Here is a 13,861-nt window from a genome sequence, read left to right on the forward strand (position 1 = left end):
CACCGCAAGAAGAGAAGGCGAGCCAACTGGCTCGCCTTCTCTTCTTGCTAGCGCGGCTCCGCCTGAGCGCCTGTAAAAAAGAGCAAGACCCGCTTGACACCCTGCCCGCGGCCCCGCAAACCGGGGCGGGCCGCGTGGGCGGGCGGCAGGACGGCCAGGCCGATCAACCCATGACGAGCGCCTTTCGTGGCCGGACTAGCAGGGCCACGCCCCTCTCGAAGGGCGCTATTGATAGGGCCTTCACCCACGATACGAGGAAGCGCCACCGCGGCCTTCTCCTCCCGAACCCGAGGGCCGTTACCGAACGGGTCCTAGCCGCCTCAACCTGCGGCCTATATCCGACCCGCACGCTTGGCCATCTACCCGAGCGCCCCCCCGACCAGCTCGGAGTGCGGCCCCAGATAGGGTGGGTTACTCTCCCCGGCCATGGCAAGTGGCCGCCAAGCAATCCAGGTCTTCAACAACCCGGGCTGGGCACTCGCTAGTCCTTCCCTCACCTTACATATCCAGCCATTGCTTGAAGGCGTGGGCGCGGCTGCTAACAATCTGCTCTTGCCCATAAGCGGGTTTTAGCACCAGCGACAGTCGCCCTTTGAAGTAAGGGCGTACTTCCTGCACCGCCGCTATATGCACGATCAGCTGCCGGTTGGCCCGGAAGAATTGCCTGGCGTCCAACTCCTGCTCTAACTGGTCGAGGGTGAGATTGATGAGGAAGCGGGGTCCGGCCTTGGTGACCAGAAAGACCACGCCTTCTTCGGCGTAGAAGTACGCCACCTCTTCCACCGCTACCGCCTTCATTGCTTGCCCGTGTTTGACCATGAAGCGCGTCCGGGCCGCCGGGCTTGGGCTGGCGGCAGACTGCACGAGCTGGCGCAGATTGCCTAAGCCCTGCGCTAGGTGCTGCTGCTGCAGGGCTTCGTGCTTTTTCAGGGCCTGGGCCACGTCCGCCGCCGCAATGGGCTTAAGCAGATAATCGATGCTGTTGACCCGAAAGGCTTCGATGGCGTACTGATTGTAGGCCGTGGTGAAAATAACCGGGCACTTCACCTCTACCTGCCGAAAAATGGCGAAGCTGTTGCCATCGGCGAGGTGAATGTCGCAGAAAATCAGCTCCGGGGACTGGTGCCGCCGCAGCCATTCCACGGCTTCTTCCACCGACCCTACGGTCGCGGCGATGTGCGCCTGCGGCCGCAGACGGAGGATGAGGTCGGCCAGGACTTCGGCGGCCAGCTGTTCGTCTTCGATCAGGAGTATGTTCATGCGGCGGGGACGGCGGCGGGGAGCAGGGGCAGCCGCACGGTAAAGGTGTCGTCCGTGGCTAGTACGGCCACGGGCTGAGGGGTTAGGTGCTGGTAGCGCCGCACGATGTTGGGCAGGCCGTGGCCGGTGCCCGGCTCCGGCTCCAGCCGGGGCTGGTGGTTGTTTTCGACCACCAGCCAGTTGTCTTCCACGAAGAGCCGCACCCGCAAGGGCCGGCTCTTCGTCGCGCGGTTGTGCTTGAAAGCGTTTTCGAGTAGCAGCTGCAGCACCAACGGCGGCACGCGGCGGGCCTGGTCGTGCTCGGGCACGCGCACCTCGATGTCCACGGTGTCGCCGAAGCGGGTTTTCATCAAGAAGATGTACGCCTCGGCCACCCGCAGCTCGGTCTGGAGGGGCACCGTGGGTTGGTCGCTGTGCTCCAGCACCGCCCCGTACACGCCCGAGAGCCGGTGCAGAAATGTCGCTGCCTGGTCCTGGCTTTTGTAAATCAGGGAGCCGAGCACGTTCAGGCTGTTGAACAGAAAGTGCGGGTTGACCTGGCTCTTAAGCGCTGCCAGCTGCGCCTGGTAGCTTTCCTTCTGCAACTGCTCGGCCTGCCAATACGCCTGCTGCAGCTTTTTTTGCGTCCGTTCCCCTTCTACGAAGTAGTAAAAGAACAGCGACGCCACCGCCGTTACCACCAGGGCCAGCCGCATCGCCTGGGGGGGAACTCGGCGGTGGGAATCAGCAGGTACTGGGGCAGGAATACGAAAAGGGCACTCAGCACAATGCCCGTGGCGGCTACGGCCGCCCCCTCCAGCAGCTTGCTGCCCCAGCCGGGCAGGCCCCTGAGCTTTTGGGCGGCCGCGAAGCGGGCAATTTGTTCGTGCACCCAGAAGCAGGTGAGCAGAAAGCAAAAGATGAAGGGCAGCTCCAGCATGCCGCGCAGGTCGAAAAACCACAGCGTGCCCAGCTTAATGAACACGACGGAGTAAAACCAAACTACGGCCGTCAGGCCGGCAATCGTGAAGCGTCTTAGCATGGCAAGTAGCGGGATGCGGGCGGGGCCAGGAAGCCCTGACCCACGCACCCGAGCGGGAGGAGACCTTACTCGCTGGCGCGGCTGAGCTCCTCCAAGTTGTTGGTACGGGTTTTCGCTTTAAACGTAGCGCCACGGCGGAAGGCGTAGCGCACTTGCAGGCCGACGCTCTGCGTGCTGCGGTACACGTCGAAGGCGGTACGGTTGGCTTCGGCCTGGAAGGAGCCGCGCAGGTGGCGCGAGCGGAAGATATCCACCACGTTCAGGCTCACGTCCAGCTGGTCGTGGAGAAAGCTGCGCTTCAGCCCCGCGTCTACCCACCACAGCGGCTGCACCTGGTAGATGCCGTAGGCTTGGGGCCCGAGGTACACGCCGCTGACTTCCAGCTTCAGCCCCGCGGGCAGCTCCACGCGGTGGGTGCTCTGCAGGAAGTAGTGCAGGCGGGTGTTGCGCACGGACTGGCCCTGGAGCGCGGTGCGGAAGTGTTGGTAGGCCACGCTGAGCACGTTGTTGACCTGCCAGCGGTCCGTCGGGCGCAGGGGGGCGACCAGGGTGCCGCTCAACTGGTCGAAGCGGCGCACATTGCGCTGCTGCAACACGGTCAGGGTGTCCAGGGGGCGCTGGGTGGGCACTTCGGCGATATAGTCGGCCGTGCGGTCGTAGCCCAGGGTTAGGTGGTAGGTAGACTTCAGCGTCTGGCTCAGCTGCCAGGCGTTCGTGTATTGGGGCCGCAGCTGCGGGTTGCCCTGCGAGACGGTGTACGGGTCGACAAAAAACACGAAGGGGTTCAGGTACTCGTACTGCGGGCGGTTGATGCGGCGGCTATACTGGTAGCCGATTTGGTAGTCTTTACGGACCTGCTGCTGCACGAACACGCTGGGGAACAAGTCTAGGTTGCGCCGGCTGGTGGTTTGGCCCAGCGTCGGGGACGTGCCCCGGCTGCGGGTCTGCTCGGCGCGCAGGCCGGCCTGCAGCTGCCACCGCTCACCCAGGCGGGTGGCCAGGTTGGCGTAGCCGGCATAGATGGCCTCCTGTTACAAAAAGCGGTTGCTGCGCGTCAAATCCAGTTGGGCCGCTGCCAGGCCAGCATCGTGGTAAAAAGTCAAGTCATTGTCGGAGCGTACCTGGCTGTGCTTGGCACCCAGTTCCAACTTCGTCTGGGCACCCAGGGGGCGCGCGTAATCGGTTTTGACGGCGAAGATGCCGTAACGCACGGGGTTGTGGCTGCTGAAACGCTCCGCCGCCCCCGCCGGTTGACCTACGTACCGGTTCTGGTAGTCGCTACGGGTACGGTCGCGCAGGGTGGCGTAGTCGACCTCGGCCGCCAGGGTGGTGCCCAGCGTATCGAGCTTGCCCAGGTAGTGCAGGTCAAAGGTGCCGCTGCGCAGGCGGTTTTCCTGCGTATTGCGGGCCAGCCCGCGCGGCGGGCCGGCCGAAGCGCCGGTGCCCAGCCGGGTTTCCGAGGCGAAGGCAGTCGCTTCGTCGGCCAGCACCAGGTGGGCGGCGGCGCCGACGCTGTGACGCGCCGTGACGTCGTAATCGGTGCCCAGGCGCAGGGTTGGGGTCGTCCGGAAGCCCATCTGCTCGCCTTGCTGCTCCAAGGCTAAGCCGGCCCTATCCGGGCCGAAGGTGCGCTGCATGCGGGTGGACTGGCGGGTAGGCCGCCGGGCCAGGTCTAGGCTGGCGAACGAGCTCCACGGCCCCTGCTTGAGGTTCACGGTGCCCCCGGCGCTGTACCCGGCAGCGCCGTTGTATTGGGCACCAGCGTAGGTGCTGCCGCTGAGCCCCAGCTCGGTATTTTTCTTCAACGTGAGGTTGATGACGCCCGCTGACCCTTCCGCATCAAAGCGGGCCGAAGGATTGCTCATCAACTCCAGCGTGCGCAGCTGGGCGGCCGGCAGGCTCTGCAGCAAGGTTTGCAGCTCCCGGCGCGCGAGGTACACGCGCTTGCCGTCGAGCAGGATCTGCACGCCGCTTTTGCCGTTGAGCTGGATGTTGCCTTCCTGGTCCACGAATACGCCGGGAGCCTTGCTCAGCACGTCGAAAGCCGTGTTGCCGGCCGTTAGCGCCGCGCCTGCCACGTTCACGACGAGCCGGTCGGGGTGCTGCTCCAGCAGAGGCTTCTGGGCCCGGACGGTGACGCCCGGCAACCGGTGCGAGCTGGTCTGGAGCGTAATGTTGCCCAGGGTCTGAACCGCTCGGGCTTCGTCGGCCGCCAGCACCGGGGAGGTCCAGGCGCGGTAACCCAAGGCGTTAATCTTGATCCGGTACGTGCCCGGAGCCGAAACCGGCAGGCGAAACACGCCGTCTCTATCGGTGGCCATGCCCGTCACGAAAGCGGAGTCGGTGGCTTGCACCACCGATACGTTGGCGAAAGGCAAGGAAGCGCGCTGGGAGTCGAGAACCGTCCCCGTCAGCGTAACAGGTTGTTGCGCCAGGGCGGGGCGGAAGAATGAGGAGCAGCAGCGGCAAGAGGCAAGGACGCAGATTCATGATTCAGGAGCTTGAGCAATGGTTCGGCACCAGCCTACCTGGCAGGTGTGAAACAAAGGTCCTGAGTGCCCTTGGCAACCGAAATCAAATTCTTGTAAAGCGGGATGTGTTACCAGTGAAATGGGATGTACGCCCAGTGAGACCGATGGGCCCGGCTTGGTACCTACCCATTTTTCAGCATGTCTAAAGCGTGGTGGTCAGCCAAATCCACTTGGGCATGAGCATGCCCCATCTAGGGCAGCCGAGCTGCGGTTATAGGGCATCCCGCCAGGAACCGACTGCGTATTTCACACGGCTCGCTGTTGCCCGCTAAGGGAGCTTGAGCTGGAGTGTCTTATCCGGGAAAACGAAACCACCGGGCCTGGACCGCTTTGTCGGGCGGCGCAGCGAATTGTCTTCGCTGGCCGCGCCCTGGGCGAGGCCCTGCAGCTTAGCCCCGTGCCGGCCCACGAAACGGTTCTTAGTTAGGGGGTGCCCCAATAGTCCTTGGTCAGTTTCTGGAACCTGCGGGGCCAACTACTCTACCACCAGCCCGCGCCCAACTCCCCGCTGGTGCTGCCCCTGGGCGCCTGGCCAGCGGGATGTACTAGGTTCGGGCGGGAGCCCAGCGGGCGCGCTTTCTAAAGCAGTAAAGGGCGGTGCCCCGTTTGGGATGGTCGTACGTGGGTCTACTCTACCAGCGTGCGCCTCCCTCCGCACAGGGCAGTAGCGTGCCCGACTGATCGGCGGCGGTGGCGCTTTGGGGGACGGGATACCTTGTCTAGCCAGTTTCCTTCGGACTACGGGAAGACCTGGGCTACGGTGAGCGGCCTGCTCTCGCCCGAAAGGGTCGGCCGTGCTTTTGCCCTTAGCGGGGACCAGCACTGGGAGACAGGTAGCCCTCACTAGGTATAGGAAGCCGTTCCGAAGGGTAAGGGTTTCGGGCCCCTCCCTCCTACCCTACCCCGGGCTAGGAAAACGGCCGTGACCTGGGACCTAAAAGTCGGGTTAAAAAGAAACAGGCGGTTGTCTTTGTGGACCAAACCTGCTAACCGCTGAATCATAACTGCGGCTTCGCCTGCGTCTCCACCCGGGACCAGAACCTGGATACCCAACTCGACATTTTCACTAAGGCCGGATGCGACCGCATCTTCCAGGATAAGCTTACGGGCACGAGCCGGCCGCGCCCGGCGCTTGCTGGTGCTGCGCCGGGCGCGGCCGCACGAGGGAGCACAGCGCACGCGTAACTCGTCTCCTCCACCGGGACCGCCATCGTCGGGCAAGGCGCAGGCGGTACGTATCAACCGCTTGGGTGGGCCGCTGAGGAGCAGTCCGCTGCTGATCGTTTTAGGTCCCACTCCGGGCCAGGAAAGCAGGAGAGTACGGGCTTCGGCGAGCGACAAGGGACGCAGAAATTGTGATGACAGGCTTCCCCGCTCCCCTTGCCGTTGACTGGCCTTGCTCCTGCTGTCGTTTGGCGACTAAGCAAAGAGTAACCAAGCGCTAACTTTATCACCCATAAAAAACCAGCTCTACACCTGATTTTACACCTTATACCAGATGCGCAATCGCACCCACTTTAGGTGACTGGACTAGCCTACTGAATTTAGGCGCCGCCCTTGATAGCTACGCAAAAGCGCCCAGGGTAAACTCGGCAGACTGGCGGCTCACTGATTAACTATACTTACTGAAAAATACACCTTGTTTTGCATAAGGATGCAGGTTAGTTTTGAAACCTGCATGCGCACTCGCATACCCACCCATAAATACACTGCTATCTACACCCAGTTTTACACCCTTATTTACACCAATTATCACACCTTAAACTAAATCGTAACTCCATGGTAATCACCGTAGGCGGCATCAAGGGGGGGACGGGAAAGTCCACCATTTCTACCAATCTGGCCGTGTGGCTATCCCGGCAGGGCCACGACGTGCTGCTCGTGGATGCCGACGAGCAGGAGAGCTCTTCGGACTTCACAGCCTGGCGGGGCGAGACCCGGAGCGGGGAGCTCGGCTACACCCTCGTGCAGCTGACCGGCCCCCTGGTGCGCCGGCAGGTGGAGCTGCTCCGGCCCAAGTACAGCCACATCATCATTGACACGGGCGGGCGCGATACGTCCAGTCAGCGCGCCGCCCTGTTCGTATCCGACTGCTACCTGCTGCCCTTCGCCCCGCGCTCCTACGAGATCTGGACCCTGTCCAAGGTGCTGGCGTTGCTGGCCGAGGTGCAGGAGGTGCGCACCACGCCTTTGCAGACCTACTCCTTTCTTAACAAAGCCGACACCCGGGGGGTAGACAACGCCGAGGCCATGGAGGTGCTGCGCGAGAACGAGGCCCTGCACTTCGTGGATTTTCCCGTCGTCAACCGCAAGGCCTTCGCCACGGCAGCCAGCAAGGGGCTGTCCGTGTTCGAGTCCACGCCCGTGGATGAAAAGGCCGTTGCGGAGTTGGATCAGCTGTTTCGCCACATAACCCAGTAGGACCATGGCCATTTCCAAACCCCCCGTTAAAAAGGCCCCCGGGGTCGTAGCTCCCGCGGCCAGTGCTCCCGACGAGAAAAAGATTGCGGCCGTCATCAGCCGGGGCAGCTCCGCCCTGGAGGCCGAGGCGCCGGCTCCCGCCCTCAAGAACTTCAACGTACGCCTGCCCGCCGAGACCCTGCGGCAGATTGATCAGCTGCGGGCCCGGCGCCCCCGAAAGCCGACCAGCCCTAAGCTGGGCGTCTCCACCCAGGACTGGATCTTGGAAGCCATTGCCGAAAAAATTCAGCGCGAGCAAAAGAAGTACGGAAGCGGGGGCTAAGTGCCCCGCCCCTGGGTAGTTAAGTTAGGGTTGCCTGGTCGAAGCTCACCTGCTTTTACACCTGCTTATTTACCTGTTTATAGGTTGATAAGCGGGTGTAAAAGCAGGTGAGATTTGTTTTGTGTTAGCTTAAATTTAAAACAATAAATAAGGTGTAATTAAGGGTGATTAAATAAGTGTAAAAACAGGTGCAAATATCATCGCTAAATGCATGTAAAATAATCCATTGCCAGTAAACACAGGGCAAAAGCCTGATTGCGGGCAGGTAGGGGAGGAGCAAGCCAAGCGGATGCTGCCCGGCCCGGCCTAGTCCCTCAAGCCGAGCGGTGAGCGGGCGGGAAGAGAAGCTCTAGGGAGAATTGCTAAGGGGGTGAAGAGTAGGGGCAAGTACGCACCCTTAACTCGTCCGAAGCTGCCTCGACGGGCGGCTCCAACTCCGGCACGAAGTTTAAGGGTAGGGGGAAGCCCAGGGTCCCTTCCTGAATCAAGGCTTTAATCCCTTATCTCCCGCCCTTATGCATACTCTGCTACGTTATGGACTAGTGCTGCTGAGCATCAGTGCTTGCCGCCCCAGCTCGGATGACCCCCAACCCGCCGTCCCGGCCACCTTTACCGCCAGCCGCACGGTGGTCGAAGTAAACGAGCCCGTCAGCTTCGCCGATGTTCCGACCACGGCGGCCCGCTACGCCTGGGATTTCGGTAATGGACAAACGGCCACCGGCGCGGCCCCTACCGTGACCTTTGCCGCACCCGGCACTTATAACGTGGTGTTAACGACCTTTACGGCGGACAACCAATCTTCCTCCCGGGCTCAAACCATCAAAGTAGGCAAACGCTACCTGCGGGCCATCACCGTCACGGCCCTGCCCTTTCTGCAGCCCGACGGGACGGGGTGGGATGCGGGGGGCAGCGGGCCGGATGTGTTCGTGCAGTTCAAGCCTGCGGCGGCGGTTGAGGCGCCCTTCACCCGCACCCCGACCACGAGCAACGTGGCGCCGGCGAACCTGCCCCTTAACTTCCCGGTGAATACGGAGCTGACTCCGGGGGAGTGGACCATCGTAGTACGGGACGAAGACTCCGCCTCCGACGATAAAATGGGCCAGTGGACCCTGCCCGTGGCCGGGCCTACCGCCAACCGGGATGCCGAGGGCAACGGGTCCTACACCCTGCCCGGCCCGCCCGACAACCCGGCGGCCTGGAACATCACCCTAAGCTACGAAACCCGCTAGCGAGCCGACGCCAGTCCGGTAGGGGAGGGGGGAGCCGGCGTCCGGGTGAAGCGTAGCTCTGCCCGGGCGCCCGCAAAGCGCCTAGGCTAGGGCCGCGGGCGCGTTAGCCCTGCAAGCTGGCGGCTCCTGGCACTTAATTTCTTGGCCGCCCATGATGGGCAAGGAAAAGATGTAGGGGACGGGCAAGGCGACGGAACAGTAGACAACTGCCTTCCGACTCGTGCTTATGCTTCGGGGGCTACTTAGGATGCCGGCCCGGCGGTGGTAAGGCCGGCATCCTAAGTAGCCCAAGAAGAAAGAATACGTATAAATCCCCGTCTGGTTCAGCTTGCGCGCAAACTACGGATAGGCGAAATTTGTAGTCCGTAATTATACTGAACAGTCCCGTGCGTACCCCCGCTTCCCTCAGCCCGTCTCCGGCCCACCGTCAGGCCGTCGCCCTGGCCATCCAATTCCCGGCCCATCCCTTCCTGACTCCGGGGCCCTACCAGCACGTGCTGCTGGACGCCTTCGTCGGGGGGCAGCTAACCATGGACCAGGTGCTGGTACACCTGGAAGCCGCCGAGTACGCTTCCCTGAGCCCGGGAGCGGGCACTAACGCCTAGGGCATTTTCAGGCCGGCCGGCAGCCGAGGTCCAGCCTAGGCGCCTGCTTGGCCTAGGGTCTTAGTTGAGCCGCTCGGCGCTGGGCGAGCTGACCCACTTAACCTAGGCTCTCGCGCCCCGCGCGGTTTTTACTGTACTTGGGCTTTCTTTGCTAGCGGCCGCCGGCTCAAGAGGCGGGCAAAAAACTCTTTCGGCGGCCTTGCCCTCCCATGCCTTTTACTTTTTCCCACCCCGCCCTGGTCCTACCCTTGCTGCTCAGGAAGCGGCCCGGCCTTTCGGCCACCGGCCTTATCGTGGGAAGTGTCGTGCCGGACTTTGAGTATTTTTTGCGCATGCGCAAAGGCTTTAGCGTGTACAGCCACAGCTGGGCCGGGGTCTTCTGGTTTGACTTGCCCCTGGCTCTCGTGCTGGCCCTGGTTTTTCACCGCGTGGTGCGCCAGCCCCTGCTGGCGCACCTGCCCCGGCCGCTCTACGCGCGGTTGGCGGCCTACGGGAAAACAAACTGGCAGCAGCTACTTAGGGTGAGCTGGCCCATAGTCCTGCTGTCCATTCTGCTGGGCACGCTCTCCCACCTGGCCTGGGATGAGTTCCTGCACCGCAGCGCCGATTACCTGTACGAGCACCAAAGCCGTCTGCTGGCTTTGAGCGAGTGGCAACGGCACACCCCCATTTATCTGGCGGTGCTGGCCAGCCACTCCTTGGTGGGCGTCATTGCCATCCTAGCATTTATCTACCACCTGCCCGTCGCCCCGGTGCCCCCCCGTACTTCAGCTTTATCCATCACCCAGTTCTGGGGGGCAATTCTATTGCTTGCGGGCCTTATTACCCTGCTGCGCGTACAGCTCGGGGGCGCGCTCCAAGCCATGGATGTCGTGGTCTCCATCCTGGCCGCCTTGCTCTGGGCCCTGGTTTTGGTTTGCTGGGGCCTGTCCGCCCGAAAGCCGTGAGTAAGACCCGGGCTACGCCTAAGAGAGATTCAGGAAGGTAATGTGCCGGTTGCAGGCGGCAGCTTACGGCTCAGGACCCAGACGGCGTTAGCCACCCTGTCTACAACATCCCAAGTAGGCCCGCGCCGCCGGCGGCTAAAGGAGCAGCTTAACGAACTTGGCCCGTCTTCGTACCGGTAGCGTTGCGCGGGCCGCCGCCGTAACCTACCTTGTCGTACTTGCTCCCGCCAGCGCCCCGCGCGCGGCGGCCTCCGGGCGCGGCGGGAGCCAGGAAGATTTGGTTGCGCCGTGCTTTTTTCGTTTCTCTAAATCCACCCTATTGCCCTTTTCTGCCCCCTCCATGCCTAAACCGCTTGTTCTGTTGCTCCTGCTGGCGCTGTTGGCGGGCTGCGTCAACACCCGCCAAGCCACTTACTTTAACAGCCTGCAGGATAACAGCGAATTCCAGGAGCTGATCGCCCCCGAGCACCTTATTCAACCCAAGGACCTGCTGGCCATCACGGTTAGCAGCCAAAACCCGGAGGCGGCCCGCATCTTCAATCTGCCGGGCCGCACGGACGTGCGCACCACCACCGCTGCCGGCACCCAGCTGGAGCTGGCCGGCTACCTGGTCAACCCGGCGGGCTTTATTCACTTCCTGATGCTGGGCGACCTGCGGGCCCAGGGCCTGACCACGGGGCAGCTGCAGACGGCTATCCGCCAGACCATCGTGGAGCGCAAGCTGCTGGTGGATCCGGTCGTGGACGTGCGCCTGCTCAACTACAAGATAACGGTGCTGGGCGAAGTGGCCACCCCGACGGTGATCAGCGTGCCCAGCGAGAAGATATCCCTGCTGGAGGCCCTGGGCCTGGCCGGCGACATCACCCTCTACGGCAAGCGTCATAATGTGCTGGTAATTCGGGAAGTCGACGGCAAGCGGGTAACCCACCGGGTCAACCTGAACTCGGCCGACCTGTTCACCTCCCCCTACTACTATCTCCAATCCAATGACGTGGTGTACGTGGAGCCCAACAAGGCGCGCGTGGCCAGTGTCAGCCGCTTAAATCAGTACCTGCCCGCCATTGTCAGCAGCTTCTCGGTGCTGATTCTGGTGATCAACATTTTGGCTAACTAATCAGGACTATGAAACCGGTACGAAAGCAGCCAGCACCCGCCGAGGTTAGCTTACTGGGTTTGTTAGCTTCCCGCTACCTGCCCTACTGGCCCCTGTACGTTTTGCTGTGCGCCTCCTTCCTGACCCTGGCCCTGGTCGCGACCAAATACCTGGTGCCCGTTTACCGCATCAATGCCACCCTGGTTATCAACGACAAGGCCAAGGGCGTCGAGGAGTCCGAAACCCTGCGCTCCCTGAACGTGTACGCAGCCAACAAGACGGTAGAAAACGAAATCCAGGTGCTCAAGTCCCGTACCCTGATGAATGCGGTGGTCCAGGACCTGGGATTGTACGCGCCGGTGTCGGCGGCGGGCCGCATCAAAGCCGCGTCGGCCTACTTAACCTCGCCCGTGACGGTAAGGGTGCAGAACCCCGCCACTATTAAAGCCCAAGAGCGAATCCCGTTTACTTATGATGCCGGCACCCAGCGGGTAAGCCTGCAGGGCCAAGCGTACGCGCTCGGGCCGTGGCACCAGACTCCCTACGGGGTGCTGCAGTTTCGCCAGAACGCGGCCCAGAAAAGCCCGGCCGACCGGCCCCTGTACTTTTCCCTGGTGCCCCCCAAGCAAGTCACCGACGGCATGCTCACGAACCTGGAGGTGAGTGCCAGCAGCAAGCTCTCCAGCGTCGTGACCGTGCAGTACACGGACGCCGTGCCCGAGCGGGGGGAGGCCATCGTGAATGCCCTGCTGGAAGCCTATAATCGGGCCTCCATCGTGAACAACAACCAGCTCGCCGCCAACACCCTCACTTTTATCACGGACCGGGTGCGCCTGGTGGAGCGGGAGCTGGACTCCATTCAGGGCCGCATCCAGCAGTTCAAGGCCACCCAGAATGTCGTGGACTTAAGCCAGCAGGGCCAGCTCTACCTGCAGAACGTGGCCGACAACGACCGTAAGATTGCCGAGATCAACACCCAGCTGGCCGTGCTGGCCAAGGTAGAGGACTACGTGCGCTCCGGGGGCAGCCGGACGGGCATCGTCCCCACCACGCTCGGCATCAGCGACCCGGTCCTGGCCGACCTGCTGCAGAAAGTCAACACCCTGGAGCTGCAGCAAGCCAACCTTCGGACCTCCTCGGGAGCCAACCACCCGCTGACCCGGGCCGTGGAAAGCGAAATCCAGGAGATCAAGCCAAGCATCAGCAATATCGTGCGCTCCCAGCGCAGTCGCCTGCTGGCCAGCCGCGGCAACCTGGCGGGCAGCTCCAGCCAGTACAACTCAGTCTTGCGCACCCTGCCCAGCAAGGAGCGGGAGCTGCTGGAGATCAGCCGGCAGCAGGCCATTAAAAGCGACGTGTACGCCTTTCTGCTCAAGCGCAAGGAAGAAGCTGAGCTGAGCTCGGCTTCCAACCTGGCCGACAGCCGCATAGTGGATCGGGCCGAAGCCAGCGTCACGCCCGTGGCATCCAAGCGCATGCTCATTCTGCTGGGCGCCCTGCTGGCGGGCTTTGCCCTGAGCACGGCCTACGTGTTTGTCAAGGAGGAAACGGGGGGCAAAGTCACGTTTCGCTCCACCCTGGAGAAAGCCACGACCCTGCCCGTGGTGGGGGAAGTCAGCTACGCCCGCCGCTCCGGGCTGCGCCCGGCGCCGTCCCCCGCCGTGGTGGCCGCCCAGCTGGAGCAGCTGCAGGCCGCCCTGGGCTTATACGAGGGCACCGCCGGGCGCCAGAGCATCCTGGTCACTTCCCACCTAGCCGGGGAAGGCAAGACCTTTATTAGTACCCATCTGGCCGAAAGCCTGGCGGCGGCGGGCTACAAAACCATTCTGCTGGACTTGAATCCCCACACGCCCGCCGCGCCGGCGGCGTACGCGCCGGCCAGCCAGCTGGGCCTGGGGGACTACCTGGGGGGCCAAGTGCCCCTGGCCCAGGTTATGCAGCCCACCGCCGTGCCGGGCCTGGACTTGCTCGGGCCGGGCCCGGGCCCGGCCCAAGCCGCCTGGTACGCGGGGGCGGCCATGGAGCAGCTGTTTGCTACTCTGCGGGCGAATTACGCTTACATCATCCTGGACACCCCGCCCGTGGAGCTGGCCATCGATGCCTACCTGCTCCGGCGGTGGGCCGACGTGAGCCTGCTCGTTGTCCGCCAGGGCTTCACCCCCCTGGCTATCGTGCAGCACGTGGATAAAAACCCCAAGCTGCTGGCTCTGCCCAACCTATCCATCGTATTCAATGCCGTCAAGCCCCGGGGCTTCCTCACTCACTACACGGGCTACGGCTACGGCTACGGCTACCAGAAAGTATACCGTCGCGGGGCTGCGGCCCGTACACCGGCTGCCGTGGGCGCGCGGCCAGCGTACAGCGTGCCGGCGCCCTAAGCCCCTCAGCTAGTGGGCCTGGCCCCTGGGAGTTTCTTTTTAACTTTTTGTCTG

Annotated in this window: 12 protein-coding genes and 1 pseudogene; 8 read left to right on the forward strand and 5 right to left on the reverse strand. The window is 62.9% G+C overall.

Annotation, left to right across the window (positions count from 1 at the left end):
• A partial coding sequence (locus tag ACW9KT_RS19905; RefSeq protein ID WP_457083674.1) for a hypothetical protein occupies positions 1 to 485 on the forward strand: 485 nt, incomplete at its 5' end.
• Positions 486 to 498: 13 nt separating this feature from the next.
• Here ACW9KT_RS19905 and ACW9KT_RS19910 read toward each other — a convergent pair.
• From ACW9KT_RS19910 to ACW9KT_RS19930, 5 genes and pseudogenes are all read right to left on the reverse strand, one after another.
• The gene (locus ACW9KT_RS19910) at positions 499 to 1,260 is read right to left on the reverse strand and encodes a LytR/AlgR family response regulator transcription factor (RefSeq protein ID WP_457083676.1); all 762 of its coding nucleotides are present in this window, start codon (positions 1,258 to 1,260) and stop codon (positions 499 to 501) included.
• Positions 1,257 to 1,955, reverse strand: a complete 699-nt coding sequence (locus tag ACW9KT_RS19915) for a sensor histidine kinase (RefSeq protein WP_457083678.1) — start codon at positions 1,953 to 1,955, stop codon at positions 1,257 to 1,259. The genes ACW9KT_RS19910 and ACW9KT_RS19915 overlap by 4 nt, the downstream gene beginning before the upstream one ends.
• Complete coding sequence (locus ACW9KT_RS19920; RefSeq protein ID WP_457083679.1) at positions 1,934 to 2,281, reverse strand: hypothetical protein; 348 nt, start codon at positions 2,279 to 2,281, stop codon at positions 1,934 to 1,936. The genes ACW9KT_RS19915 and ACW9KT_RS19920 overlap by 22 nt, the downstream gene beginning before the upstream one ends.
• 65 nt (positions 2,282 to 2,346) lie before the next feature.
• Positions 2,347 to 4,767: pseudogene (locus ACW9KT_RS19925) on the reverse strand (outer membrane beta-barrel protein).
• An 888-nt stretch (positions 4,768 to 5,655) separates the two neighbouring features.
• Positions 5,656 to 6,153 carry a hypothetical protein gene (locus ACW9KT_RS19930; RefSeq protein WP_457083681.1) on the reverse strand — a complete coding sequence of 166 codons (498 nt, stop codon included), beginning with the start codon at positions 6,151 to 6,153 and terminating at the stop codon, positions 5,656 to 5,658.
• A 438-nt stretch (positions 6,154 to 6,591) separates the two neighbouring features.
• Here ACW9KT_RS19930 and ACW9KT_RS19935 point away from each other — a divergent pair, with 438 nt between their 5' ends.
• The 7 genes from ACW9KT_RS19935 to ACW9KT_RS19965 all read left to right on the forward strand — a co-directional run bounded on the left by ACW9KT_RS19935 (position 6,592) and on the right by ACW9KT_RS19965 (position 13,807).
• The gene (locus ACW9KT_RS19935; protein WP_457083683.1) at positions 6,592 to 7,233 is read left to right on the forward strand and encodes an AAA family ATPase; all 642 of its coding nucleotides are present in this window, start codon (positions 6,592 to 6,594) and stop codon (positions 7,231 to 7,233) included.
• A 4-nt stretch (positions 7,234 to 7,237) separates the two neighbouring features.
• Positions 7,238 to 7,555, forward strand: a complete 318-nt coding sequence (locus ACW9KT_RS19940) for a hypothetical protein (protein ID WP_457083685.1) — start codon at positions 7,238 to 7,240, stop codon at positions 7,553 to 7,555.
• A gap of 515 nt (positions 7,556 to 8,070) precedes the next feature.
• A complete protein-coding gene (locus tag ACW9KT_RS19945) occupies positions 8,071 to 8,784 on the forward strand; it encodes a PKD domain-containing protein (RefSeq protein ID WP_457083687.1) in 714 nt (237 codons plus the stop codon).
• Positions 8,785 to 9,170: 386 nt separating this feature from the next.
• Positions 9,171 to 9,389 (forward strand): hypothetical protein, encoded by a 219-nt coding sequence (locus ACW9KT_RS19950; RefSeq protein ID WP_457083689.1) that lies wholly within the window; start codon positions 9,171 to 9,173, stop codon positions 9,387 to 9,389.
• A 209-nt stretch (positions 9,390 to 9,598) separates the two neighbouring features.
• Positions 9,599 to 10,336: a DUF4184 family protein gene (locus ACW9KT_RS19955; protein WP_457083691.1), complete on the forward strand. Its 738-nt coding sequence runs from the start codon at positions 9,599 to 9,601 to the stop codon at positions 10,334 to 10,336.
• A 340-nt stretch (positions 10,337 to 10,676) separates the two neighbouring features.
• Positions 10,677 to 11,450 carry a polysaccharide biosynthesis/export family protein gene (locus ACW9KT_RS19960; RefSeq protein ID WP_457083692.1) on the forward strand — a complete coding sequence of 258 codons (774 nt, stop codon included), beginning with the start codon at positions 10,677 to 10,679 and terminating at the stop codon, positions 11,448 to 11,450.
• 8 nt (positions 11,451 to 11,458) lie between these two features.
• Positions 11,459 to 13,807 (forward strand): GumC family protein, encoded by a 2,349-nt coding sequence (locus ACW9KT_RS19965; protein ID WP_457083695.1) that lies wholly within the window; start codon positions 11,459 to 11,461, stop codon positions 13,805 to 13,807.
• The last annotated feature ends 54 nt before the right edge of the window (positions 13,808 to 13,861 follow it).

The sequence above is a fragment of the Hymenobacter sp. HD11105 genome, assembly GCF_054051685.1.

Bases quoted from the DNA above. Each gene is read 5' to 3' on its own strand.
- ACW9KT_RS19955 (WP_457083691.1), top strand. From the start codon at position 9,599: ATGCCTTTTACTTTTTCCCACCCCGCCCTGGTCCTACCCTTGCTGCTC.
- ACW9KT_RS19910 (WP_457083676.1), bottom strand. From the start codon at position 1,260: ATGAACATACTCCTGATCGAAGACGAACAGCTGGCCGCCGAAGTCCTG.
- ACW9KT_RS19940 (WP_457083685.1), top strand. From the start codon at position 7,238: ATGGCCATTTCCAAACCCCCCGTTAAAAAGGCCCCCGGGGTCGTAGCT.
- ACW9KT_RS19965 (WP_457083695.1), top strand. From the start codon at position 11,459: ATGAAACCGGTACGAAAGCAGCCAGCACCCGCCGAGGTTAGCTTACTG.
- ACW9KT_RS19935 (WP_457083683.1), top strand. From the start codon at position 6,592: ATGGTAATCACCGTAGGCGGCATCAAGGGGGGGACGGGAAAGTCCACC.
- ACW9KT_RS19960 (WP_457083692.1), top strand. From the start codon at position 10,677: ATGCCTAAACCGCTTGTTCTGTTGCTCCTGCTGGCGCTGTTGGCGGGC.
- ACW9KT_RS19920 (WP_457083679.1), bottom strand. From the start codon at position 2,281: ATGCTAAGACGCTTCACGATTGCCGGCCTGACGGCCGTAGTTTGGTTT.
- ACW9KT_RS19915 (WP_457083678.1), bottom strand. From the start codon at position 1,955: ATGCGGCTGGCCCTGGTGGTAACGGCGGTGGCGTCGCTGTTCTTTTAC.
- ACW9KT_RS19945 (WP_457083687.1), top strand. From the start codon at position 8,071: ATGCATACTCTGCTACGTTATGGACTAGTGCTGCTGAGCATCAGTGCT.